This window comes from Nostoc sp. UIC 10630, from assembly GCF_010747425.1.
Classification (GTDB): domain Bacteria; phylum Cyanobacteriota; class Cyanobacteriia; order Cyanobacteriales; family Nostocaceae; genus Nostoc.
This window is the reverse complement of sequence record NZ_JAAGOG010000132.1, coordinates 1-23940: the sequence shown is the minus strand read 5'-3', so window position 1 is coordinate 23940 and position 23940 is coordinate 1. Positions and strand designations below refer to the sequence as shown.

Genomic DNA, 23940 nt, shown 5'->3' with positions numbered 1-23940 from the left:
TCCCCACTCCCCACTCCCCACTCAATTTAGTCCGAGTTGGCGACCCCAACCAAGCAATTAACTCTACCTTTACCCCAGCCGATCCGATTTATTTCCGGCAATTTTGCGAAGAGTGCGATCGCATCGAACGATTGGCAACGATGGATCAAGCTGGTCGCAGTACGAGAATTATCATTGAAGCTGCTAACTTTGCCCTCAAATGGATCAATAATCAATCCTTAGCAAAAACCAATAACGGACAACAGATTCCTGACAACCGACAAGTACCATTTCGCTTGCAGACAATTCGCCCTGTTGAAACAGGCGATCCACAAAAGAACGCCAACCCAGCACCCATAGGACGGGGATTAGAACTTTATACACCGCGTGACATTCATCACACCGTTGAATTGTTATCTCAAAGAGTAATCGAGTTATTTGGCGAAGACCCAACACAAAATAGTGCAGCGATTTTAGTGCGGGAAAATCGCCAAGGAAGATGGTTATCAGAGGCTCTAGCACCTGTATGCAAAGAGCATAATATTACACTGTACGATGTGGGAGAACGCGATCGCCGTTCCCATGTTCCCCAAGAGATTTTAGCATTGCTGCAATTTTGCGATCGCCCCCACTCCCCCGATTACCTCAAAGCTGCACTAGAAGCATTAGTACAGCGCCAGTTAATTCCTACTCAAGACCTCAACGCTCTTGCTAGTCTACCAGAAGAATTTTTGTATCCTGGCCCCCTAGCAGCACCCCAGACAGAAACAGTCCAAAAGGCTGCACGCTTATGTCGCAATTTACTTCGCGCCCGCTTGGAATTGCCCCTGTACCAGCTAATTTCCTTTCTTGCCTTGACTTTAAATTATGACCAGGCAGAATTAGCAACTGCTGACAAACTTGCAGAACGGGTAAATCAACAGATAGCTGGCAATAGTTCAATGGGAGGAATGCTGTCAGCTTTAAGTGAAATCGTTAGTTCCGAACGGTTTGAACCAGTGGAAACCGAAGATTCGGAAGAACGTTACACTCGTCGCGGTCAACTGACCATTATTACCATGCACAAAGCCAAAGGGCTAGATTGGGACTATGTATTTCTTCCCTTTCTCCACGAAAACTTGATTCCTGGGAGATTTTGGGTTCCTCCCCAAAGCCAGTTTTTAGGTGATTTTACCTTATCAGAAGTAGCCCGCGCCCAAATTCGGGCTGCTCTCCACGGAGAATCTACCATACCAGATGTTACGCAAGCATGGGAACAAGCAAAGCACTTGAAAATATCTGAGGAGTACCGTTTACTCTACGTTGCGATGACACGGGCCAAGCGTCTGGTATGGATGTCAGCAGCACAGAATGCCCCCTTTACTTGGAGTAAACCAGATAATTTACAAGAACAAGCACCTTGCCCAGTATTTCCAGCATTAAAGCGCCAATTTCCTGAATGTGTGGTGAATTTAGCGGTAATGGCTAAATAAGGACGATCAAAAGTTTTCAGAAATTGCAGGAATTTACAGTTACTAGCGATCGCACCATCCCAAAATATCTGTATAAAATAAATTATCTCTTGTGGAATTTGCCATTTGAAAATTGGTGTTATACATTGGTGTTCAGCTTTTAATCGGAAATATATTTATCAATGAAAACCCAACAAATCAGTTCCACCACAATAGAAAATAGACCCACCAAAACTAAAAAACAGTCCTTTCCTGGTGTGAATATTGGTAGCCCTAAAGTACCATTCCGCCAATCCAAGAAAACAGCACAACAGCATGAATTACTCAGTGATTGGGAACACGCGAGTTAATTTATTGACATACCTTTATACCAAATTACGGTTATCCTATTGACTTTTGTGCAACTCCCAGTATTTGATCGGGCATTAACTAAGAAACCATTGTAAATTAAGGGGGCAACGGATTTTTTCGGTCTATCGCCATAAGCCAACAATCTGAATATTTCCCTTCATGCAGTTCATGGGCTGGCAAAAGCTTTAATTTCACAAAGCCACATTTTTCATAGCAGCGAATGGCGCGAGGATTGTCAACATGCGGGTCTATGACAATTTTATGAGCTTGCAGATGTTCAAAAAGATAGGTGATAAATGCTGACAGGATTTTTGTACCAATTCCCTTGTTCCAATAGTCGGTTTCGCCTATGAACAAGTCAATTCCGTAGACATAATCAGTTTGTTCAAGATGATACAATTGCCTATCAGTTTGGGATAAGTCATTGAGCGCACAATACTGCAAATAACCAATGGGAATATTTTGATAGTAGAACACACACGGAACAACCGGATCTTTTCCCTCGATCATAGGTTTGTACGTTTCTATAATTCTTTCTAAAGGAAAAGGATTATCTCTTCCTTCATAAAATTGCAAAACTTGTGCATCAGTTAACCATTTTGCGAGCAGCTCATAATCATAAATTTCATCTTGCATTAGACGAATAGCTATTTCGTCTTGTTGAATTAGCATATTCTATATATATTTTCTAACGAGTATTTAAATAAATATAGGTTGTTAAAAATCTCTATTATCTTGCAAAAATTATGAAAAAAAAGGGAATTCCATGTCCACTTCGTCAGAATGAAATTCCCTTTAATTTTTTGTCTTAGCTCTAACAAAAAATACAGATGCCGAACTTAAATTTACTCAATTGCCACCAGATGTAACAGCTTTATTATGTATAGCAGTGTCTTCAGCCTTTCTCTGCCATTTACCATCGCTGCCTGGTTCGTATTCATTCTTCACACTATTCCAAGCAATTTCACGCGCACCCTCTTCACTAAAACCATTACTTTGAGCAGCATTAAATGCAGCTAGAAAAATCTGCTGTGCATGTTCAGGTAACTGCTCTCTAACTTCATTGGGCAATTCATTTATTGTTTTATCAGCCATAAAGTTATCTCCAATTATTTCAACTTAAGTTCATCCTAAAAAACTGGCAGTATAATTTCCTCTTTCTAGAAGAATAGAAGTAAATAATCATACTTTTGGCTGAGTCAGGCAATTTTAAATCAGCGATGCAATGATATTAATACTCATGGCTAAGATGGTGGTATTGAAAAAGAACGATAATATGCTATGCAACAGAGTCAAGCGTCTCATATCGCTTGATGTCGTCTGCACATCTGAAACTTGACTTGTCATGCCAATTACAAATGAATAATATAAAAATTCCCAATAGTCTGGAGAGTCGTTATTAGGAAAATCTAAACCTGCGGTAATTTCTTCACTATGATTACGATTAATATATTTGTAATAACTATGTGCATATTGCACTGCAAACATTGTATGCACTAATAGCCAGGAACCGACAATGGTCATAATTGAAAGTATGACATGTAGGGTAAGCAGAGTTGTTGACAACCCTTTTTTATCAGTTAATAAAAACCCGATCGCTAAAACACTAGCACAAGCCGCAGCTATCACCAGCATGAATATAGCTAAATGTCCTTCATATTCATTCTCAGCATAACGGCGAATTTTTTCTGGGCTAGCCTTGATCATTTTCCACCAAGTTACGGCTAAGAAAAAGTCAGCACCAAAGTTCCAAGCGCAGAGAATGCGAGTCGGTAAGTGTAGCCAAGACGGAAGAATTATTGAAACTAATACAGCAATTCCGGCAGCAATGATCAGTCTGGGTCGAGGGTCAAAGTTTTTAAATAAGTTAAGTTTCACAAATATTGCGATCGCAGATGTTATCCAGTTAGATTTAATTAATTTGTAATCTCTCTTAAAAGGCTAGGGTGTAAACACAAGTAAGATCCAGAAAGCCCTCATGTAGAGACGCGATTTATCGCGTCTGAAAGACTGACACGTTAGAGAGACGCGATAAACTGCCGTCTCTACAAAGAATGTACTCCTCAATTATTCCTTGACAGACTACTATTTACAACTTGTGTGTACACCGTAGCCTTTTAAAAGAGAGGTTAAAATTTATTGCTTCCATTCGAGAAGCACTATAATATCCAACTAATTACGTTAGCGTAGCGGGGCGTAGCCCATTACGAATTATTTCAACTTGGCTCTAATCGTTTCTATTCGTTGACGATTAACACCTAAATCGCTTTGACCTAAGCGTGAAGCGGAACGCACTTGGATCGCATTGGCATTTCGGTCTAGATAAAACTCTACATCATCCACAAATCCCAGTAAAGCACTTTTAAATTCTGCATATAAATAATCTTCGCTTTCGGTAATGATTTTAGTTCTTGGTAAGGACTGAATAATCTCTTTAAGATTAGCGTAGGCGAAGCCCGCCGCAGGCATCGCTTCTTGTGGGCTAGATGTAAAAGTCAATGGTGCAATTTTGTGGACTGCATCTGCACTCTGACTGGAAACACAGTTAGGAGAGTTAGGGCAGGATGCTAATTTACCGTTGCTAACACCCAAATTATTCGGTCGTTTGCCAGCAAAAACCATAATTACGTCTCCAGGTAAGTAAATAACTATACTCTCACACATTTACTTGAACCACTCTAATGCTTTGCGGCAATTCCATCTTCTGGCAAATGACAGATTCCCTAAAACATCAGTGATGCGTTCGCTCTATGATCCGGTAAGTATCGTCTAGGCGAAGACAGATTATGACGCAAACAATTTCAATCAACGACTCCGGGCGTTTGCAACTCACACCGCTAGAAATCCCATCCCGCCTACTGTTAGGGCCTGGGCCATCCAATGCCCATCCCACAGTTCTCCAGGCAATGAATACCTCACCAGTTGGGCATCTTGACCCAGCTTTTCTCGCCCTCATGGATGAAATTCAGTCATTGCTACGCTACGTATGGCAGACAGAAAACCCACTCACTATTGCCGTCAGTGGTACGGGAACAGCTGCAATGGAAGCAACGATCGCTAATGCTGTTGAACCTGGTGATATAGTTTTGATTGGTGTGGCTGGTTATTTTGGTAATCGCCTTGTAGATATGGCTGGACGTTATGGTGCTGATGTCCGAACCATTACCAAGCCTTGGGGACAAGTTTTCAATCTAGATGAACTCAAAACTGCCCTAGAAACTCATCGTCCGGCTATTTTGGCTCTAGTTCATGCCGAAACTTCTACCGGCGCACGGCAACCGTTAGAAGGAGTTGCTGATTTGTGCAATGAATTTGGCACTTTGCTGCTGGTAGATACTGTGACAAGTTTAGGTGGTGTCCCCTTATTTTTAGATGCTTGGGGAGTTGACTTAGCTTATAGTTGTAGCCAAAAAGGGTTGGGTTGTCCGCCTGGTGCTTCGCCTTTTACGATGAGTGCGCGTGCAGTTGAGAAATTGCAACAGCGCCAAACTAAGGTTGCAAACTGGTATTTGGATATGTTGTTACTGGGTAAGTATTGGGGCGCTGAACGCACCTATCACCACACAGCACCCATTAATTTATATTATGCATTGCGGGAAGCATTACGTTTGCTTGCAGAAGAGGGATTAGCAAACTCGTGGCAGAGGCATCAAAAAAACGTAGAGTATCTCTGGGAAGGCTTAGAGAATTTGGGACTGAGTATGCACGTTGAGCAGGAGTATAGACTACCAACGCTCACCACTGTCCGCATTCCAGCAGGAGTAGATGGGAAAGCGATCGCACGGCAGTTACTCAATGAACATAATATTGAAATTGGCGGTGGTCTTGGCGAACTAGCAGGTCTTGTCTGGCGCGTGGGATTGATGGGCTTTAATAGTCGAAAGGAAAGTGTTGACCAACTTTTAGCAGCATTGCGGCAGGTTTTACCTAAGTAGTTTTCGCTTGAAAATAGTGCGTTAACAGTAGCTTAACGCACTTGATCGGGCACTACAATCATTACCAATTACAAGAAGCAACCAAGTTAGCCACTATCTCAACTAGTTCGTCTGGATCAATTGGTTTAGATACATGAGTGTCAAAGCCACCTTCCAAGGCACGGATACGAGCCTCAGGATCAGCATAAGCTGTTAAAGCAATAGCTGGGACTCGTCCACAATTATTTGATTTGAGCGCACGGAATTTGCGGATGAAAGTGTAGCCATCCTCCCCAGGCAACCCAATATCAGAAATTAAAACATCAGGCTGCAATTCGGATAATACCTTGTGTGCCGCATCCGCCGATATTACTGGTATAACTTTTGCTCCATCCATTTCCAACACAGTAGTGATGAAAAAGCGAGTATCATTATCATCCTCAATTACCAGAATATCTAAACCAGCAAGAGTTCCAGAAGGTTCCATAAATGAAATTTTATCGTAGATTAAGGGTCTAAATCCCCATTTTGAAAATGTCTTTATGGCCTTTCCTACATGGCTTGAAAAGTCAGATACCTATCCCTAAAGTAATTAATCATTCGTAATTTGTAATTACGAATTGTTAACTAACTCCTCACTTGTCTAAAGTTCTTATACTCAGGACTTGGGGTGGTGTCGAATCTGGCGGATAAATCACATCTACCTGTACTATCCGCTTCGTGGCAGGTGGAAGTACAAGCTGTACCAATGGTTCTAACACCTGACCAGTTCTGTGCCATAGATGTACGTAGCGAGTCTTTTGTTCACCTTGGTCATCGAAGTAACGCAGCCGCACCGTACCACGGAAGAAAGGAAAATCTAGAGATGGTTTCCTAAAACGTACACCACCTTGGGATAATTTATCTTCCTTCAAAGGCGTTTCCAAAGTAACAGTCACGGTTTGAGTTTGGTTGGTATTGTTGCTTAAAGGTAAGGTGAGTTTATATTCCACCCCATAATTACCATGTGCTTCATAAGCTGTATCTGGATAACGTACCAACATTTTGGCCGTTTGGATTTGTTGAGTACCCAATCGACCACTCCGCAATGTGTCTAAAACATAAGAAATAGCTTTACCGCGCTGGGGAATAGTCAGATTTGTGCTTTGAGGATTATCCAGCAACTTTGCTTTCCACTGGGAACCTTGTGATATACCAGCTACACGCCCATAAATCAGTGCGCCACTGGTAGCATTTGGAGGAGTCGGGGTTTTATCTCGCGGCCCGGCGAAGTTCCCGTTATCTAGTAAAGCTTGCCATTCTCCAAGAGTCGGTGGGCGTTCTATATTCTCAGAATTTTTCTTGGCAAACATTGCTAAACTTGCCGCATAAACTTGATCACTACTACGCAACCGCATAAAGCTAGAGCGACCATTCACAGGCTTTTCTAGATTTCGTACAGGAATCGGATGATTTAGTAACATCCGGCTTTGCCCTGGCGGAATTATTAGCTTTGCCGGAAAATCAGCTTGTCGAACACCTCGGAGTACATCACCAACAGCGCGATCGCCTGGCCCAGAGTAAGCTTTACCATCGTTATTTTCTACATAGGGTGGTAAGGTAACAAATGGCGCATCTTGCATCAAGTAACTCGCCGCTTGCAACACATCCACTGTTACAGGTTTTTTACCAGGGTTATGCACAAGTACACCCAGGTATAGCGTTTGTAAATCCTTGGGAGTGTGGGTATAGTGATGGGCAAATAAGTCAAAGCGTCCCTTCAAGGGAAAATTTAGGTGCGCTGCTGCAACTTTTTTACCTTTTGTAGGAAAAGTAGAAAGTAAAATTCCCTCAGTTTTGATCCATTCTGGGCTATTGCTGTTAAAAACAGGTATTGTATCCAACTTACCTGGTAGAGCCAGAACTGCTCCTGATTGCACGATTTCTTGGGGTGCTGGCTGAGGTGTTTGAGCGATCGCGGAATTCTTTTTATCTGCTGTGCATCCAAAGGTTTGAGTTATAGCAAGTCCTAATAGAAGTGTGAATACAGGTAGTGGTAATTTAGCCAGCATAAATTTGCGCGTCAATCACGCTGTAGTGTCAGATATAACAAGTTATTATTACAAGTTTCTAGAAGCGGATTTCTGAAAATGCGTAAGTATAGCCCGCACTTCGGCTGCGCTCAGTGACCACCGCAGGCATCGCTATATATACAACAGCAATACAGTTCAGTTAAGCATTTCTTTATTCTCTCGGTGCCCTCTGCGTCTCTGTGGTAGCCTGCGGCAAGCCGCTGACGCTCCTTCTCTGCGAGACGCTACGCGAACGTCGCTACCGCTTCGCTAATGCGTCTACGTAAAAAAAATGACTAAAATCAAACTGCTGTATCTGGTATTCCTCACTAGCTCACTGCGAGAAAAAACCAACAAATAGTAGAGGCAAAAGTATTAGTAGGGACACAATTAATACGAGGGTTGCCGGCTCGATTTTTATCTGGTTCTTTTGTGGATCGCGCATTTGGCTTGCTCTCGAGAAATAATAAGTATATTAACTTAGCCTAAAGGATGTTTATTCCTTTTTCCAAGTCCAATTAGGTTGGAAAATGTAACTTTTTAGTAACTTTATCGCCCTATCAGCTTATTTCTTCCAAGGTAGTTTAGTTCCCATTTCAGTCAATGCAGAAAAAATGAGATAAAGGACGAGTAACCCAGCACCTGCTAAGAAAGCCAGTAAATCGTTATCCATAAATGTTATGTGCTAAAACTTCGCTAATCATAGCGAAATCTACTAATCTTTAGCATTTTTCTGAGCCTGCAATCTTTGATCTTGTGGATGCAAACTGTACCAGCCATACCAGTGACGAACTGCTAGCCAAACGGCTGAAAGTAAACCCGCTAGGCTGAGGGTGAGGCCGCTAAATGGTACTAATAATCCAAAAATTGGTAATACTGCTCCAGCAATAGTGCAGATAATAGCAGCCAGGGAAGCACTGCGACTAGCTCCCAATCCCCATGTCAAAAACAGTAAGATGATGGAAATTAAAGTCCAAGCCAACTGAGCATTGATGACACGAGCCAGATAGGTCAGAATCAATAGACAAGCAAAGAAAATACTACCAGCGATCGCAACATTTCTGAAACTCATTGGTAGTGATAAATATAACAATAAAATCCACCACACAAATATTGCTGGTGCTAGCAATAAAAGACGCGGAATTACCCCCGTATGACGAATCGGTTCGGTGTTGGTAAACACTCCAAATGGATTTTTGACTGAAACATTCTCGTCAAATTTCCAAGTAAATTGCGTACTACGTCCGTCAGATTTAATATCGTCAGGTTCAATACCACTGGCAAAATTAGCCGGAGCAAAGTTAGCAATTGCTATGAGGCGGAAGTTAGATAGGATTTGTCCCCCTGCACTATAAACCCAGCGAGGCCCGCCTCTAGCCTGATAGGTGACTCGAAAGGTAGTTTCTTCTCCTGGTTGCAGCCGGAAGGGAAAACCATAATCTTCTGGATTGATTTGTTGCAATCTTGTCCCGTCACGCTCGATTTTATAGCTAGAAAGAAGTGTGTAGCCGTTGGGTGGCGGTGCTTCAAAGAAAAAATTATTAATGTCCTTGAGTTTGTTAACTACTTTATAATCGGCAGTATAATCTGCCCGATAAATTGAGCTACGCCCTGGAACATCTACGCTTTGGTCAAGCTTGACTTGAATTTGCGAACCAGCCAAGCTCAAGAAGCGGTTAATCTGTCTTGTCTCATTTACCTTGACTATTTTGTTGCCAACTTGAGTGTTATATGAGTATGGCTCTTGAATAGAGTAGCGGACTTGAGGGGCAAGTTGTTCTAGCTTTTCACCTGCAACACTTTCAGCCACTTGAGCTACCTTTGCTTGTTCCCAGTAGTGGTAGCGATTGCTTAAAGTTGAACAGAGAAAAAATCCCGGTACTAAGAGAACTAATACTAGAGTTAAATGCTGTAATCCACGCAACAGTTGAGAATAGCCAACAGCCCATTCACCGATGAATATAAGCTGTTCCGGCTGGCTGCGACGGAGGGAAAAACTTATCAGTGCGATCGCAACTCCTAAAGCTACGATCAAAAATACTAATAACAGTGAAGCTTTGAGCGCCTGGGTTCCAAATTGAACAAGCTCAATCGGATGCGTCAAATCGGGTAATCCGGGAATACCTTGAGCAGAAGATGACATTGGTTAATTTTTGCAGAATTTGGAGAACCAGACCGATAAATTTGCTTAAAAGTTTCTGAATAATAGTTTTATTTAATACGCAGATATTTTCAAGAAGTGCTGCTGAATTGCTCAATGGCAACTGAGAACTTACACAAAAAATCTCTCAAATTCTTATTTGTCTGTGTTCTCTGTAGCTCTGCGTTAGCCTGTTGCAAGTCTTATTGAGTCTACATCTTTCTGTTAATCATCCCTAAGTATGATTAATTTCAACATCAAAAACCCGGCTATCATGGCCGGGTTTTTGAGTGGAAACATGGGGCTATATTGCCCAAAGGTTAGTTATAGAAGTTCAGTATAAAATCGATGCTCTGATCAGGGATACCGCTCGGTTGTTATCGATTTCGGAAAATTAGCTAAAAATTTTTGCGTAGTCTTCCTTTCTCTTCCAAGCAGCAACCGACTGATAGCGCCAGAGTGTAGGCAATACGGTTCGGATAAGCATTTTTCACTTTCCTTGTGGTCTGGGTAAAGGGTAAGGGGTAAAGGGTAAGGGGTAAAGGGGCAAGGATGTATTCAAAACCTTTTCCCTTTAACCGAACCGTATTGAGAGTGTAGGATTGAGAAATATTGATTTTCCGGCTTTTGCTGATGAATAATGGATTTGGTAGCTGGCAAGAATGGTTAACAGTATTCACCTATCTAGGTTTTACAGTCTTTATTATCTGGCGCGTGTTTACCGCCGAGAAGAATTAAAAAAGCTACATATCATTTCACCAGGGTCTTTTTGCTCAAAGGGCAAAACACCTCCACCTTGTTGAACCTTGACTCGTTCCCGGCAATTGTAAACCTCGGTGGGCCTTTTTACTCCATCTACACTAACGGTTGCCCTGTATTCCCAATAGTTTTTAGCACTTCGGTTGATGCTGAGAATGCAAATCTGGTGGTGTTGGCGTAGCCCGTTGGAGAAATCGTAGTTGCGACACACTGATGCAAAAGCTGGATGTGCTACGGACAAGTTTAGTATCAATAGCAACATAAATACTCCTACTTTTATCCTGTTCATAAAAAATCATTTAACATTAGGAACTCCGTAAAAATAAAATACCAGCTATAGGAGAGTCCTATAGACAATTTGTATTGAGCAGAAAAGTCTCAAACATGATGGTGTTCATGTACCATACCCTAAGACCAATTCGTAATATCCTGCGGAAAGCCGGACTTCGTGCGTCTACGACGTAATTGAGAAAGTCAGATTACATCTAGCTGGGTTTCCAGCATTTGTGTCTGTAGTTTTATTTTGAAGAATTGATATAACAATAAATTTGCAAAAAAAAGCCAGTCTTAAGGACGATAAAATTGCGACTAAAAACAAATTTTGAGCAATCTCAGATTGCACGCTGTTGTGCGGCAGTGCTGCTTTTCGGTCAAGTGTGGCTACATTTTATTCAGGGAAAAACTTACTACCGCAAAATTATGCAACATCTGGTGACTGCTGGGCCCGGTTCTATCTCTCCAGTTCTCCTGGTTAGCGGTTTTGCAGGAATGATTTTTACTATTCAGACGGCAAGAGAATTAGTCCGATTTGGGGCTGAAAATGCTGTGGGAGGTGCTTTTGCCTTAGCTTTTTGTAGAGAATTAGCTCCAATTTTAACCGCTAGTATTATGGCAGGACAAGTGGGTTCTGCTTTTGCAGCAGAAATAGGTGCAATGCGGGTAACTGAGCAAATTGATGCACTTTATATGCTCAAAACTGATCCCATTGATTATCTAGTACTTCCTAGAGTAATTGCTTGTTGTTTGATGGTGCCTTTAATGACGATTTTGGCTTTAGTTACTGGGATTATCGGCGGAGTTTTTGCCGGATCATATTTTTACAAAATTATTCCTGAAACATTTTTAGAATCAGTCAGAAATTTTTTAGACCCATCAGATTTGTTTATTATTTTGTTAAAAGGGTTTATTTTTGGTTTGCTGGTTGCTGTCATCGGCTGTAGTTGGGGTTTAACTACTAAGGGGGGAGCTAAGGAAGTAGGAGAATCGGCAACAAAGGCAGTTGTTACTAGTTGGGTATCCATTTTTATCATGGATTTTTTCCTTTCTCTACTACTATTTGACCAGCCTGCATTTTGAAGAGAGCAGGGGGAAAGGGGAAGGGGGAAGGGCAAGAAAATTAGTGGTAACAGAGCTTGTCTATTCGCATAGCGTCCCATAGGGAAGTACAGTTTTCCTCCTACCTCCTGCCTTCATTTATCGAAAATTTGGGTAAGAAATATCAGTTTTGAAGCTTTGATGGAGCCCACCACAGACATCCCTACTTTTTTTGAATATACTTCATAACTTGACGAGAACGTGGGAATATATTAACTCATAAATTAGCGCACCCAAAGCTAAACCTGCAAATGAAAAGATAGATGCAGTAAAAAAAGCTAGCCCTTCTCTAAGACCTGCTCTTTGGAAATCTATCCTGACTAATATAGTTGCCGAAATGATGAGTAAAGTATCAAGAAATACCCGAAACCAGGCAATCATCAGAAAAAATAAGAAAGCTGCTAAGACAGCAACGCCAAAAGACCTGATGTTTGATTTAAGCAAAATCCTGAGATAATAGGTCATTTTCGGCCAAGGAGTGGTTAACGTCACTATTAAAAGCAAGATTGCAACCACAGTCAGCACCCACACAAAGAGAGGAGCATGTGTTTCAGATATTACCCAGCCCAAGGTACTGTAACTAAGCAGTACTAACGCCAGGGACACCCAAGGAACTCTTTTAAAAATTGACATGGGTTTATATTCCTAGTACAGGGTCAAGGTATTATTACATTATTAAATTTTATATAGGAATGCGCTTTGATTTTTGTTCGCCTAGCGTGGCGTAGCCATAATTATTTGGCTTAAGAGGCAACGAGAAAAAAGGCTCTTTGAGTTGCACCTAGCTTCGCAAAAATCAAAAATAAGCTTTATGGAAGGCAGACTATTATAACTATTGACTAATAGCTAAACAATCATTTTCTGCCCACCAAGCGTAGATTGGCGTGTCACGGTCTGGTAAAGCACCAAAAGTATTAGGTTGCAATACATTTATGCTAATACCATTTGTTAATTCCACAACATAATTAACGTGTGTGCCCAAATACATAACATTAATAAGTCGCCCTTCAAAGCAGTTAGCTGGCAAATTGGGTGGATAAAGCGAAAGCTGTATTTTTTCTGGGCGCACACTCACTACTACTGCTTGTGATAATTGAGATGGTGTATCTTCAGCGCGGTTAATGATAATTGAGAGTCCTGTTTTTGTGGAAATTTTAATACTAGAGGAATCTACCGCTACGATCTCACCACTAAATAAATTAGTATCGCCAATAAAATCAGCAACAAAAGATGTCTGGGGACGTTCGTAAATTTGGCTGGGAGTGCCAACTTGTTCAATTTTGCCTTGGTTCATGACGGCAATGCGATCGCTCAAAGATAATGCTTCTTCTTGGTCGTGTGTCACCATCACAAAGGTTACTCCCAAGTCTTTGTGTAAATTTGATAACTCAACCTGCATTTCTTTACGTAGTTTTAAATCCAACGCCCCTAAAGGTTCATCTAGTAATACGACGGTGGGACGGTTGACTAAAGCCCTTGCTAAGGCGACTCGCTGCTGTTGACCACCAGAAAGTTGACTGGGAAAGCGCGATCGCAAACTTTCCATTTTCACTAACTTTAAAGCTTCTTGAACTCTAATTTCAATTTCCGATTTGTGGATTTTTTTTAACCGTAGTCCAAAGGCGATGTTATCCCAGACATTCAAGTGATTGAATAGAGCGTAACTTTGAAATACAGTATTGACGGGTCGGCGGTAAGGCGGCACATTAGTCATAGACTGACCCTGAATCAACACTTTGCCAGCATCAGCGATTTCAAAGCCAGCAATTAAACGTAGTGTTGTTGTTTTGCCACAACCGGAGGGGCCTAAAATACTAAAAAATTCTCCTTGTCTGACATCCAAGTCTATTCCGTGTACTGCTGGTTCTTGGTTAAAAAACTTGAACACGTTACGCAGTTCAACATCAAGTGGCTGAAAAGTTGTTATCCCCCTCTGATTCTGCATGACAATTTGAGCCATAATCCTTAGTAGAATGCCGTGATCTTACGTAAATTTGTCAGTAGTCTATTGGGCAGACTATATTTGACACTTTGGTTTATTGTATCCGCCAAAAACAATTGTTCAAGAATATACTTGCCCGATTTTTTCATACCCAGTCTTGGGCATGAGTTTAGGGTAATTGTATACAGATAATACCGCTCTTAGAATCATTCTTTGTCTTATGTCTTTATTCCCATCAATTGGTAGCAAAAAAGATACACGTACAGTTGGACGTGGTTTCCAATCAATATTTTTAATCGTATTTACCCTCTTAATAACCACTGGGATTGAGGCTCGTTTGGCCTATTTGCAAATTGTTGAAGGTCCAAAACTCCGAGAACGAGCCGAAGCGAACCGTATTAGGATGATTTCTAAACAACCAGAACGAGGTAATATTTTTGACCGCAATGGTAAACTTTTAGCCAGTACTCGCTATCCTAGCTCTGTATATTTGTGGCCAATGGCACATACTAAGCCTTCTTGGTCTGTAGTCGGCCCGCGTCTAGCGCAAATTCTCAACATTCCACAAGATGAGATGGAAAAGAAATTAGAACAAGCAGGTGCTAATTCTTCTTCACTCATCCGAATTGCTCGCGATCTCAATGAAGCAGAAATTACGGCGCTTAAGGAGTATAAAAATGAACTCCCCGAAGTGGAAATTAATACAGATTCTGTACGTTATTATCCTCATGGGAAGCAATTGGCTCATGTATTAGGCTATACGCGAGAGTTGACCGCCGACCAGTTAAATGACAAGAAACAGGAAGGCTACCGACTGGGGGATGTAATCGGTCAGATGGGGGTGGAAAAAGCTTATGAAACAGTGCTACGAGGCGAATGGGGTGGTCAGCAGGTGGAAGTGGATGGTGCGGGTAGACCAATCCGGGTTGTGGGCGAGAAACAGGCAAAGGCTGGTAACGATTTGCATCTGACCATAGATTTGGATGTGCAACAGGCAGCAGAAAAAGCTTTAGGAAATCAACGAGGTGCGATCGCAGCACTCGATCCGAATAACGGTGCTGTTTTAGCATTGGTCTCTTACCCCACCTTTGACCCGAATATCTTCTCAAAACAAAAACTCTCCCAGAAAGATTGGGAAAGCGTGCAAGGTAAAGATCATCCCTTGGTTAATCGTGCCCTGAGTGCCTTTCCACCCGCCAGTACTTTTAAAGTTGTCACCACGACAGCCGGACTGGAATCAGGCGAATTCTCTCCTGACTCAATATTACAGACCTTTGGTTCTCTTACCGTTGGTGGTGTGACTTTTGGTGAGTGGAACCACGCCGGATTCGGGCCATTAGGATTTCCCAGAGCGATCGCTATGAGTAGTGATACTTTCTTCTATCAAGTTGGTAGAAAAGTTGGTGGCCCAACTTTAATTCAATGGAGCCGCAAATATGGATTTGGTCAAAAAACTGGCATTGAATTTCCCAACGAAGAATCAAAAGGCTTGGTTCCAGATGAAATATGGAAGCAGAAAGTTTTGAAGACACCTTGGACGGTAGGCGACACCATTAATATGTCAATTGGTCAAGGTGCTTTACAAGTAACACCACTACAATCGGCGATTATGTTTTCTGTCCCTGCTAATGGCGGGTATCGAGTTCAGCCGCATTTGCTCAAAGACAATGAAGAAGCAAAAAGTTGGCGAGAATCGTTAAATATGAAGCCGACAACGATTAAAGTTCTCCGCGATGGACTGCGGAAGGTAGTGAGTGAGGGAACTGGTAAGCGCTTGGACGTGCCGACAATTGCCCCAGCTTCTGGAAAGAGTGGCACTGCTGAAGCTGGTGTTGGTCGCCCAAATCATACTTGGTTTGGTGCTTATGCCCCTAGTAATAAGCCGGAAATTGTGGTTGTGGCCTTTGGTGAAAACTCTGGCGAACATGGCGGTACTGTTTGTGGGCCTATGGTTTTACAAGTGTTAGAGGCTTATTTTCAGCACAAGTATCCAGGTAAGTATAAAAAATCTCAGCCAGATCCATCAGAAGCAAAAACTCAGAATTCAGGGCATGGCACTGGGGATTAGTACCGCAAGGCGGAATTAAAAATTAAAAATTAAAAATGAATACAGCGTAAGTGTTTTATTCATTTGGAATGGGTGGTTTATTTACGCTGAACTGTACTATTGTACAAAGTTCAAAATTCAAAAAGCCTTTGGGCGACCCAATGGAAGAGATGAGCTTATGATATCAATTGAAAACAATTAATGGCTGCCTATTAGTTTGCCGTTAAATACCTGCTAAGAATTTAGCAGAATTGTTTACAGATAATCTTAATTTTGAAATCTTTTTTGTCTTATGACTATATTTAAACCATCTCCACTTGGCGGAAAACAAAATACACGTACAGTTGGACAGAGTTTCCAGCCGATATTTTTAATTATATTTACTCTATTGATGTTGACGGGAATCAGTGTTCGTTTGGCATATTTGCAAATTACTGAAGGAGCAAGCCACCGAAAACGAGCTGAGTCAAATCGAATTCGGATGATTGCCAAACAACCAGAACGGGGTAACATTTTTGACCGTAATGGCAAACTTTTAGCCAGTACTCGCTATCCTCGCTCTGTATATTTGTGGCCGATGGCACATACCAAGCCTGCATGGTCAGTTGTGGGGGCACGTTTATCTCAAATTCTTGAGATTCCCCAAGAAGAGATGGAGAAGAAATTAGAAGAGGCAGGCGCTAACTCTTCTTCACTTATACGGATTGCTCGTAACTTGAACGAAGCACAAATTACGGCATTGAAGGAGTATCAAACCGAACTTAAAGACGTAGAAATTCATACAGAAGCCGTTCGCTACTACCCCCACGGCAAGGAATTAGCTCATGTATTAGGCTATACGCGAGAACTGACCGCCGACCAGTTAAAAGAAAAGCAGCAGGAGGGCTACCGATTAGGTGATGTGATTGGTCAAATGGGAGTTGAAAAAGCTTATGAGATAAGTCTGCGAGGCGAATGGGGGGGTCAGCAGGTAGAAGTCGATGGCGCAGGTCGGCCGCTCCGGGTTTTGGGTGAGAAGCAGGCGAAGCCTGGTAAAGATTTGCACTTGACCTTAGATTTAAATATGCAAAAAACAGCCGAAAAAGCTTTAGGCGATCGCGACGGTGCGATCGTGGCACTTGACCCAAAGAACGGTGCCGTTTTAGCAATGGTATCTCACCCCACCTTTGACCCCAATATTTTCTCGAAGCAGAAACTCAGCCAAAAAGATTGGGAAACTGTACAAGGTGCAGATCATCCCTTAGTCAATCGCGCCCTCAGCGCCTTTCCACCTGCTAGTACCTTCAAAATTGTCACTACAACAGCTGGTCTAGAATCAGGTAAATTTTCTCCTAGTACAGTCTTGCAAACCTATGGTTCCTTAAGTTTTGGCGGTACCAGATTTGGTGAATGGAATCACGCCGGATTCGGGCCGTTGGGCTTTGTCGGTGCATTACAGTGGAGTAGTGATACCTTTTTCTATCAAATTGGTCGCGGAGTCGGTGGCCCAACTTTAATAGAATGGACTCGCAAGTATGGATTTGGTAAAAAAACCGGCTTTGAGTTTGCCAACGAAGAGGCAAAAGGTTTAGTGCCAGATGAGACATGGAAACAGAAAGCTTGGAAGATACCTTGGACAGTAGGAGACAGTATTAATATGTCAATTGGTCAAGGTGCTTTACAAACTACACCCTTACAAGTCGCCATTATGTTTGCCGTACCCGCGAATGGTGGCTATAGAGTCCAGCCGCATTTGCTTAAAGACAATGAAGAAGCAAAAAGCTGGCGAGAATCTTTAAATATGAAGCCGACAACCATAAGTGTTCTCCGGCAAGGATTACGGAAAGTCGTAGCTGAAGGGACTGGTAAGGCTTTGAAGCAGCCAACAGTTCCCCCAGTCGCGGGTAAGAGTGGTACTGCCGAAGCCTGGAAGGGACGTGTTAAGCAAAATCACGCCTGGTTTGGTGCTTATGCACCTGCTGAACAGCCAGAATTTGTAATTGTGGCATTTGCAGAACATTCCGGCGGTGGCGGTGGTAGCATTGCTGCGCCAATGATCTTACAAATTATGGAGGAATATTTTCAGCGCAAGTATCCAGGTAAGTATCAAAAACCAACGCCGAAGAAAGCATAAAATTGGTACTTGGGATTACCGTAATTTTACTTTGTCATCGAGATAAAATTTCCCGACCAGATGCGATCGCCAAAAAAATTGCTGAATACTACTGTCCAGCCCTTAAGGAAGTGATTCTTCAGCCTCCGTTAGGAGAAGAAGACCGATAAAACTAATCAGTGGTGGGTTCAAGCCCTCACTGATAGCGCAGCGTCGTAAAGCCTTCTCTTCTCTTTTAGAGACGCTACGTGATCGCTTAGAGCGAGTCCACTAGCGTCCAATACGCTTAGGTTAAGGGCTACTGGCAAAAATTTTGGGTTTTTGAGACGCGATAAATCGCCATCTCTACAAGTCTTTTAAAATCGAACAACTCCTATGGCGATATCTTAGCGGGTTTCAAATTTCTGGCTTTGTAGAACATTTCCAAGCTGTTGCGATCGCCGACGAAACGCCAGTGCCAAGGCTCATAACTCACACCTTGAACATTATCTTTAGGAAAAGACATTTCAAAGCTAAAACGGGCTGCATTTGCTTGCAGCCATTGATAAGCCTTAGTCTTGTCAAAATTGGTTTGGAGATTAGTTGCTGGTACTGATCCATCCCCAACATCCACAGCATAACCTGTGTGATGTTCGCTATGACCAGGAGGAGCGCTGAGGGCAGCTCGTTCTGCTGGCGTTTGATTTCGTTGGGCACCGACACCAAAAAACAATTGTTCCTGGTCTTTAAGTGAGCGAAAGCCAGAAATTGGCACTAAAGTTACACCTGCACTTCGGGCTGCTGCTACCATCTCCTCAAACTTTTGGGCAGCAGCTTTTCGCATTCTAATGCCCCTATTTGCGGAGATGGTTATTAGTTCTGACTGAGGCGCTTCTGGGTAAGGAAAATGCCCTAATATAGTTTCGCTAGAATTATTAGATGGTGCTGGAGTTGGAGGAGTAGAAGTAGCTGGTAAAGGTTGAGAATCGGCAGTTTTTTTGGGTGCAGTGACGAAAAATAAAAAACCGCTAATTAAAGCCAGCAGGATAAATCCCACCACTCCGCCAATCAGCATAATTTGGGGTTGCAACCACATTTTGCGTGCTGCAACAGGGGTATCACGTACAGCCACTGGAATATCATCACCAAGGTCATTCGATGAGTTTTGCGGTTTTCCAGAAAACCCTGCCTTATTCAAGCGTAAACTCCTGTTTTTGTGGAATAGCCATAACAGATTTTGCACTGGACAAAAGTAGACGTAACAGGTAGCATTTTACATCTGTGGTTCTTAGGCGCAATCTTGACAAACCTTTTAGAACTATACGTCAAGCTAGGAGGATTAGTCCTAGTAGGTTTTGTTCTGGGACGCAAACTACCCATAACAGTTCCTACACGTTTGGGACAGTTTCTTTTTTGGGTGGGAGTACCCATAAGCATAGTATCTTTTTTGCGTCAATCCAGCTTGTCGGGGCAAATTTGGATTGCACCTGCGCTCGCTTACCTAGCCATTTTACTCGGAGCATTTTTAGCTTGGTTAGCCATTAAAGGACAAGCCTATTTTAGAAATACTGTCCTCCAACCACCAACTCAGGCTAGCTTGATATTAGCCGCAATGTTGGGTAATACAGGTTATCTTGGTTTTCCCATTACCTTAGCAATGGTAGGCAAGGAATACTTCGCTTGGGCATTATTTTACGATTTGTTAGGTTCATTCCCAGGAACTTACGGTTTGGGTGTATTACTAGCAGCGCGTTTTGGCGGTGGTGTCCAGAATCATTGGCAGATTGCCAAGTCTATCTTAATTAATCCTGCACTGTGGGGTTTCGGATTTGGCTTGCTGTTTCGGCAGGTGACAATTCCTACAGTTGCAGAATTCTGGTTAGAAAAATTTGCTTGGAGTAGTGTAGCTTTATCCCTGGTATTAATTGGAATGCGACTGGCGCTGCTCAAATCTTGGCGTAGCCTACCACAAGTAGGGATGAGCTTGGGAATCAAAATGCTGTTAGTTCCCTTGATATTGGGCAGTACTTTACCAGTATTTGGAATAACTGGGGCGATCGCAAAGGTAATTGTCTTACAAATGGCCATGCCTCCAGCTTTCGCCACACTGGTAATTGCTGAGGCATTCAATCTCGATCGCGATCTGGCAGTTACAGCCCTAGCTGCTGGGGCTATAGTATTGTTGGTTACTCTCCCCGTTTGGCTGTGGCTATTTTGATTTTAGATTTATGCACTGTGACACATATCAGTTAAACTTCTACTGGATGTTGCCCATAATATGGCAAAGCCTCTGACCAATTAGGATACTTGCCCTCTTGCCAATCGAGATTAGCTAATTCTAAAATACTTGTCACCGTTGCTGCTAACCCAGATTTTGCTTGAATTAGCTGATAATTAGTGTTCCAATTCCCTAAAGTTTCCTGCCATGCTTCCGGTGTGAATACTCTATCTGGCAAACACACTTTTAGTTTAGAAACATCTGGCTCAAATTGATAAATAGCAGCAAAAATTTGACCTCGTTGGGCTGGCATTTCCACAGCAATAGTTTTTGGATTTGGACTTTTGCCTGCTTCTGCCCAAGCTACCGCAGCTAAAGTTGAAATTGCAAATATAGGGATATCTAATTGTTGCCCTAAAGTTCGAGCAGTGACAACGCCAATGCGAGTTCCTGTAAAGCCACCAGGCCCTTTTGCAACTGCAATGAAAGACAAATCTGCCCAAGTTTGCGGTTTGATAAAGTCAATTAAATATTGATGGATTAAGCTAGATAAATCTCGCCCTAAATTCCAAACTTGTGAGCGATGCTCACCAGAAAAATTACTAATTGCCAATCCTAATTCGGGAGTGGTGGTGTGTAGTGATAAAGCGTATTTTGTTGCTGTGAGGTGTTTTAGTTCTGTAGTCAAAGTTAATTAAAATATTGATTTTTCTATAGTTAACTTAATATATCTATTCAAGCACATCATAGTTATGAATTTTCACTTTGTTTTTATCCCCATGAGGGGAAGTGATTGAAAAACTCTACCCTTTTATAAGCCTTACTATGACAGTTTTTGAAGGGTTCATTTTAGCAGGTATTTGATTTACCTGTCATTCAGCTTAAATTATTGACAATAAGATAAGGGTCTACCGTTCTCAAATTGCTTACAACGCAGGCGTTTCGCGGGGTCGAACGAAAGAAAAAGGGTTTTAGCGATCGCTATACCCCACGAATAACCTACGTGTGTAAAGTCAAACTAAATACTTTTACTCTCACTAGGAAACTTGGGATGGAATTGTCAAGATTTTGTTATTAATGGACTGAGGCAGAATATGCTACTTTTGACTTTTCAAGTCGGCACTAATTCACCAGGACGCAATTTCGACCACTTACCCGTTTCCCGTTTAAAGCTCAGACAACCAACAACATCCCATTCCATCTCAATTACATCATCGTTTGTCCGAATATTGACATTGATAGAAGGTTCATTCGGATCAAAACTGGGTGTTTCAGTCAAGTGAGGCTGTTGGTGCTGCCCTTCTACGGCATGATAGGTAACACAGCTGTCTACATAGTGGCAGTTCACACAAATACACATAATAGAACCAACTCCAGGGGCCTTTATTGTTAATCTAACTTAAGCCCAACCGTTATTCATGAGTTGCTGGGTTGATTTTTATTACAATGGATGAATCAATTCCTTCTACCCTAGCTCCCGAAAATTGGCCTTTTAGTTTAGAATTATTGCCACAACCCGCTTACATGGTAGGTGGCGCTGTACGAGATGCACTACTTGGCAGAACTCGTGAATATCTGGATCTAGATTTTGTCATACCATCGAAGGCGGTAAAGGTAGCAAGAGCGATCGCTCATCATTACAAAGCTGGTTTTGTGTTACTTGATGCAGAACGACAAATTGCTCGTGTGGTTTTTCCCCACGCCACAGCCGACTTTGCTCAACAGGAAGGAGATAGTTTAGAGGTTGATTTGCACAGACGAGACTTTACAGTAAATGCGATCGCCTATAATCCCCATACACAAGAAATTATCGATCCTCTACAAGGCTATGTAGACTTACAACAGGGCATTTTGCGAATGATATCACCCGCAAACTTAGAAGATGATCCTTTGCGTTTAATGCGAGGTTATCGGCAAGCCGCCCAATTAGGTTTTACTATTGAGCCAGCTACCCGAAGCGCAATTTGTTCTTTAGCATCACATCTGAGCAAAGTTGCAGCCGAACGAGTTCGGGTAGAAATTGGCTATCTACTGGCAAATTCTCAAGGTACTCCTTGGATCGCTAGTGCTTGGGAAGATGGTTTACTTGCCCCTTTTTTCAAAAATGCTACTCGTGAAAGCTTGAACAAACTAGCCGCTATTGACGATGCAGCCGCCTTAATCACAGAAAATTGGCAACAATTAGGCGCAAAACTCCAAGAATATGTCCGCGATAGTATCAAAACGACTTGGTTAGGTATTGCCAAACTTGCTTGTCTTGTCAATCCCAATCCAGAATTAGCAGAAATAGAGCTACAACAACTAACTTATAGTCGTGCCGAAATCCGGGGTGTAACCACTGCTCTGAAATTGTTACCGCAGTTTAAAGTAGTTGATATGTCTTTGCGAGAACAATATTTATTATTCCGTGACGCAGATATTGTGTTTCCCACTGCGGCAGTATTGGCTGTGGCACTTGATAATTTGGTAGAGGCGATATCTGGTGACAAGCCACAAGTCGCTACAAGTTTGGAAACCAAAGCAAGGGACTGCCCTGTCTTGACACTTTTAATCAACCGCTACCTTAACCCTGACGATCTGGTTGCTCATCCCTCTCTACTAGTGAGCGGGAAGGAGTTGATCATAGCATTAGATATTCCAGCTTCACCAATCATTGGACAACTTTTGACAGAAATTGCCGTAGCACAAGCTGAGGGTAAAGTCTCAACACCAACAGAAGCGATCGCTTATGCACGTCAATTACAAGAAAAGGCAGAAGGGAAATAAAAAGAAGTGTATCTAGCGTTTTGAAAGGTGCGTTCCTTCTCCCTGCTAAATTGAGGGAGTTAGCTGTAGTACTAGCCAGAAAATTGTGATCGTTTAATCAATATTGTCAGTGTACGTATCATCTATGCTACTATTTGCTTGATATTATCATGTTGTGTTTTTTCCTGAAATTTAGCATAGATGGACAACTTAATGAATTATACACCAGTCTATTTATTTCATGGACTAGTTAGTCTCCAGAATGTGTTTTCGTATATTTACTTAAATAGCTACGAGAAAAAAATACCTCTCAGTTTTCCTAATAAGCGGAGTCTTTATGCGTAGCCTTTTTTGGATAGGACTAACTGCTAATGAATGGAATGCCTTTAATTTTGGTTGTAGAACATAATCTACATGATTTAGAGCTGCTTAATTCTCATCTAAGAATATTAAATTTTTCATGCATTTGTACCAAGCAAGGGGTGAGGGCTGTGATGTTAGCACAAACTCATCAACCAGATTTAATCCTACTAGATACGATGCTATCTAATTTGAGTGCTAACCGAGTCATTGATGACCTCAAACACAATTTAAAAACTGCTACTATCCCAATTATTGCAGTAACACCTTTAACAGAGGTACAAGATGATGAATCCACTAAGCTTGCAGGATTTGATGATTGTATTACTAAACCCTATGATTTTAATCAATTAGAAGTAGTAATCAGTCGGCATATTCAGTTTCAAAACTTAAGTATTTAATATTATAAGTAAGTAAGCGTAAATAATTGTCCTTTGGATAAGGCAATAGGGTCTTAGTCTAGTTGATTTTTTTTTAAAATGTTTGTTTTATTTTTTTTTACAAAATTAGTTTGTAGATGTACAATAAATAGCAGGAT

23 protein-coding genes are annotated in these 23940 nt (G+C 41.9%); 10 read left to right on the top strand and 13 right to left on the bottom strand.

The features are described 5' to 3' along the window. On the top strand, nucleotides 1-1451 hold a 1451-nt coding region (locus tag G1O98_RS25605; protein ID WP_163933704.1), incomplete at its 5' end, for an ATP-dependent helicase. A 161-nt stretch (nucleotides 1452-1612) separates the two neighbouring features. Then, nucleotides 1613-1780, top strand: coding sequence for a hypothetical protein (locus G1O98_RS38810; protein WP_167306218.1), 168 nt, complete (start codon nucleotides 1613-1615; stop codon nucleotides 1778-1780). Nucleotides 1781-1877: 97 nt separating this feature from the next. On the opposite strand, the gene G1O98_RS25600 is transcribed toward G1O98_RS38810, so the two are convergent. The 4 genes from G1O98_RS25600 to G1O98_RS25585 form a co-directional block, all read right to left on the bottom strand. Beyond that, nucleotides 1878-2453, bottom strand: coding sequence for a GNAT family N-acetyltransferase (locus G1O98_RS25600; protein ID WP_163933701.1), 576 nt, complete (start codon nucleotides 2451-2453; stop codon nucleotides 1878-1880). A gap of 177 nt (nucleotides 2454-2630) precedes the next feature. Next, a complete protein-coding gene (locus G1O98_RS25595; protein WP_163933698.1) occupies nucleotides 2631-2876 on the bottom strand; it encodes a ChaB family protein in 246 nt (81 codons plus the stop codon). 114 nt (nucleotides 2877-2990) lie between these two features. After that, the gene (locus G1O98_RS25590) at nucleotides 2991-3659 is read right to left on the bottom strand and encodes a DUF1345 domain-containing protein (RefSeq protein WP_194143205.1); all 669 of its coding nucleotides are present in this window, start codon (nucleotides 3657-3659) and stop codon (nucleotides 2991-2993) included. Nucleotides 3660-3992: 333 nt separating this feature from the next. Further along, nucleotides 3993-4403 (bottom strand): DUF1499 domain-containing protein, encoded by a 411-nt coding sequence (locus tag G1O98_RS25585; protein ID WP_163933692.1) that lies wholly within the window; start codon nucleotides 4401-4403, stop codon nucleotides 3993-3995. A gap of 164 nt (nucleotides 4404-4567) precedes the next feature. On the opposite strand from G1O98_RS25585, the gene G1O98_RS25580 reads away from it, so the two are divergent. Further along, complete coding sequence (locus G1O98_RS25580; RefSeq protein WP_163933687.1) at nucleotides 4568-5716, top strand: alanine--glyoxylate aminotransferase family protein; 1149 nt, start codon at nucleotides 4568-4570, stop codon at nucleotides 5714-5716. A 61-nt stretch (nucleotides 5717-5777) separates the two neighbouring features. On the opposite strand, the gene G1O98_RS25575 is transcribed toward G1O98_RS25580, so the two are convergent. The 4 genes from G1O98_RS25575 to G1O98_RS25560 form a co-directional block, all read right to left on the bottom strand. Beyond that, entirely contained in the window at nucleotides 5778-6182 is a 405-nt protein-coding gene (locus G1O98_RS25575) for a response regulator (protein WP_163933685.1), read from the bottom strand. A 148-nt stretch (nucleotides 6183-6330) separates the two neighbouring features. Next, nucleotides 6331-7746, bottom strand: a complete 1416-nt coding sequence (locus G1O98_RS25570) for a DUF3370 domain-containing protein (protein WP_163933682.1) — start codon at nucleotides 7744-7746, stop codon at nucleotides 6331-6333. A 715-nt stretch (nucleotides 7747-8461) separates the two neighbouring features. Then, nucleotides 8462-9889 (bottom strand): DUF456 domain-containing protein, encoded by a 1428-nt coding sequence (locus tag G1O98_RS25565; protein ID WP_163933680.1) that lies wholly within the window; start codon nucleotides 9887-9889, stop codon nucleotides 8462-8464. Between the two features lie 715 nt (nucleotides 9890-10604). Further along, on the bottom strand, nucleotides 10605-10907 hold the full coding sequence (locus G1O98_RS25560) for a hypothetical protein (protein ID WP_228058259.1): 303 nt from the start codon (nucleotides 10905-10907) through the stop codon (nucleotides 10605-10607). Between the two features lie 320 nt (nucleotides 10908-11227). Between G1O98_RS25560 and G1O98_RS25555 the strand changes: the two genes are divergently transcribed. After that, on the top strand, nucleotides 11228-12001 hold the full coding sequence (locus G1O98_RS25555; RefSeq protein ID WP_163933674.1) for an MlaE family lipid ABC transporter permease subunit: 774 nt from the start codon (nucleotides 11228-11230) through the stop codon (nucleotides 11999-12001). A 201-nt stretch (nucleotides 12002-12202) separates the two neighbouring features. Here G1O98_RS25555 and G1O98_RS25550 read toward each other — a convergent pair whose 3' ends face one another. Together G1O98_RS25550 and G1O98_RS25545 are read right to left on the bottom strand one after the other, a co-directional pair. Beyond that, a complete protein-coding gene (locus G1O98_RS25550; protein ID WP_163933671.1) occupies nucleotides 12203-12652 on the bottom strand; it encodes a hypothetical protein in 450 nt (149 codons plus the stop codon). A 199-nt stretch (nucleotides 12653-12851) separates the two neighbouring features. Then, complete coding sequence (locus tag G1O98_RS25545) at nucleotides 12852-13979, bottom strand: ABC transporter ATP-binding protein (RefSeq protein ID WP_163933668.1); 1128 nt, start codon at nucleotides 13977-13979, stop codon at nucleotides 12852-12854. A 202-nt stretch (nucleotides 13980-14181) separates the two neighbouring features. Here G1O98_RS25545 and mrdA (G1O98_RS25540) point away from each other — a divergent pair, with 202 nt between their 5' ends. The 3 genes from mrdA (G1O98_RS25540) to G1O98_RS25530 all read left to right on the top strand — a co-directional run bounded on the left by mrdA (G1O98_RS25540) (nucleotide 14182) and on the right by G1O98_RS25530 (nucleotide 18270). Then, complete coding sequence (gene mrdA / locus G1O98_RS25540; protein WP_163933665.1) at nucleotides 14182-16029, top strand: penicillin-binding protein 2; 1848 nt, start codon at nucleotides 14182-14184, stop codon at nucleotides 16027-16029. A 271-nt stretch (nucleotides 16030-16300) separates the two neighbouring features. Next, nucleotides 16301-18121 (top strand): penicillin-binding protein 2, encoded by a 1821-nt coding sequence (gene mrdA / locus G1O98_RS25535; RefSeq protein ID WP_163933662.1) that lies wholly within the window; start codon nucleotides 16301-16303, stop codon nucleotides 18119-18121. Nucleotides 18122-18123: 2 nt separating this feature from the next. Next, complete coding sequence (locus G1O98_RS25530; protein ID WP_243458535.1) at nucleotides 18124-18270, top strand: hypothetical protein; 147 nt, start codon at nucleotides 18124-18126, stop codon at nucleotides 18268-18270. Nucleotides 18271-18473: 203 nt separating this feature from the next. Here the strand turns inward: G1O98_RS25530 and G1O98_RS25525 are convergent, their stop codons facing one another. Then, entirely contained in the window at nucleotides 18474-19277 is an 804-nt protein-coding gene (locus tag G1O98_RS25525; protein ID WP_163933659.1) for a M15 family metallopeptidase, read from the bottom strand. Between the two features lie 102 nt (nucleotides 19278-19379). On the opposite strand from G1O98_RS25525, the gene G1O98_RS25520 reads away from it, so the two are divergent. Beyond that, a complete protein-coding gene (locus tag G1O98_RS25520) occupies nucleotides 19380-20297 on the top strand; it encodes an AEC family transporter (protein WP_163933708.1) in 918 nt (305 codons plus the stop codon). Nucleotides 20298-20328: 31 nt separating this feature from the next. Here the strand turns inward: G1O98_RS25520 and tsaB are convergent, their stop codons facing one another. Together tsaB and G1O98_RS25510 are read right to left on the bottom strand one after the other, a co-directional pair. Then, a complete protein-coding gene (gene tsaB, locus G1O98_RS25515; protein ID WP_163933656.1) occupies nucleotides 20329-20985 on the bottom strand; it encodes a tRNA (adenosine(37)-N6)-threonylcarbamoyltransferase complex dimerization subunit type 1 TsaB in 657 nt (218 codons plus the stop codon). Between the two features lie 423 nt (nucleotides 20986-21408). Then, complete coding sequence (locus G1O98_RS25510) at nucleotides 21409-21657, bottom strand: Ycf34 family protein (RefSeq protein WP_114084947.1); 249 nt, start codon at nucleotides 21655-21657, stop codon at nucleotides 21409-21411. Between the two features lie 86 nt (nucleotides 21658-21743). Here G1O98_RS25510 and G1O98_RS25505 point away from each other — a divergent pair, with 86 nt between their 5' ends. Next, the gene (locus G1O98_RS25505) at nucleotides 21744-23063 is read left to right on the top strand and encodes a CCA tRNA nucleotidyltransferase (RefSeq protein ID WP_163933653.1); all 1320 of its coding nucleotides are present in this window, start codon (nucleotides 21744-21746) and stop codon (nucleotides 23061-23063) included. 350 nt (nucleotides 23064-23413) lie between these two features. After that, entirely contained in the window at nucleotides 23414-23803 is a 390-nt protein-coding gene (locus G1O98_RS25500; protein ID WP_163933649.1) for a response regulator, read from the top strand. Nucleotides 23804-23940: the final 137 nt, after the last annotated feature.

Excerpts from the sequence above, each read along its gene's own strand:
- G1O98_RS38810 (WP_167306218.1), top strand. The coding sequence starts at position 1,613 with ATGAAAACCCAACAAATCAGTTCCACCACAATAGAAAATAGACCCACC.
- G1O98_RS25600 (WP_163933701.1), bottom strand. The coding sequence starts at position 2,453 with ATGCTAATTCAACAAGACGAAATAGCTATTCGTCTAATGCAAGATGAA.
- G1O98_RS25595 (WP_163933698.1), bottom strand. The coding sequence starts at position 2,876 with ATGGCTGATAAAACAATAAATGAATTGCCCAATGAAGTTAGAGAGCAG.
- G1O98_RS25585 (WP_163933692.1), bottom strand. The coding sequence starts at position 4,403 with ATGGTTTTTGCTGGCAAACGACCGAATAATTTGGGTGTTAGCAACGGT.
- G1O98_RS25580 (WP_163933687.1), top strand. The coding sequence starts at position 4,568 with ATGACGCAAACAATTTCAATCAACGACTCCGGGCGTTTGCAACTCACA.
- G1O98_RS25575 (WP_163933685.1), bottom strand. The coding sequence starts at position 6,182 with ATGGAACCTTCTGGAACTCTTGCTGGTTTAGATATTCTGGTAATTGAG.
- G1O98_RS25570 (WP_163933682.1), bottom strand. The coding sequence starts at position 7,746 with ATGCTGGCTAAATTACCACTACCTGTATTCACACTTCTATTAGGACTT.
- G1O98_RS25565 (WP_163933680.1), bottom strand. The coding sequence starts at position 9,889 with ATGTCATCTTCTGCTCAAGGTATTCCCGGATTACCCGATTTGACGCAT.
- G1O98_RS25560 (WP_228058259.1), bottom strand. The coding sequence starts at position 10,907 with ATGTTGCTATTGATACTAAACTTGTCCGTAGCACATCCAGCTTTTGCA.
- G1O98_RS25550 (WP_163933671.1), bottom strand. The coding sequence starts at position 12,652 with ATGTCAATTTTTAAAAGAGTTCCTTGGGTGTCCCTGGCGTTAGTACTG.
- G1O98_RS25545 (WP_163933668.1), bottom strand. The coding sequence starts at position 13,979 with ATGGCTCAAATTGTCATGCAGAATCAGAGGGGGATAACAACTTTTCAG.
- mrdA (WP_163933665.1), top strand. The coding sequence starts at position 14,182 with ATGTCTTTATTCCCATCAATTGGTAGCAAAAAAGATACACGTACAGTT.
- mrdA (WP_163933662.1), top strand. The coding sequence starts at position 16,301 with ATGACTATATTTAAACCATCTCCACTTGGCGGAAAACAAAATACACGT.
- G1O98_RS25510 (WP_114084947.1), bottom strand. The coding sequence starts at position 21,657 with ATGTGTATTTGTGTGAACTGCCACTATGTAGACAGCTGTGTTACCTAT.
- G1O98_RS25505 (WP_163933653.1), top strand. The coding sequence starts at position 21,744 with ATGGATGAATCAATTCCTTCTACCCTAGCTCCCGAAAATTGGCCTTTT.
- G1O98_RS25500 (WP_163933649.1), top strand. The coding sequence starts at position 23,414 with ATGAATGGAATGCCTTTAATTTTGGTTGTAGAACATAATCTACATGAT.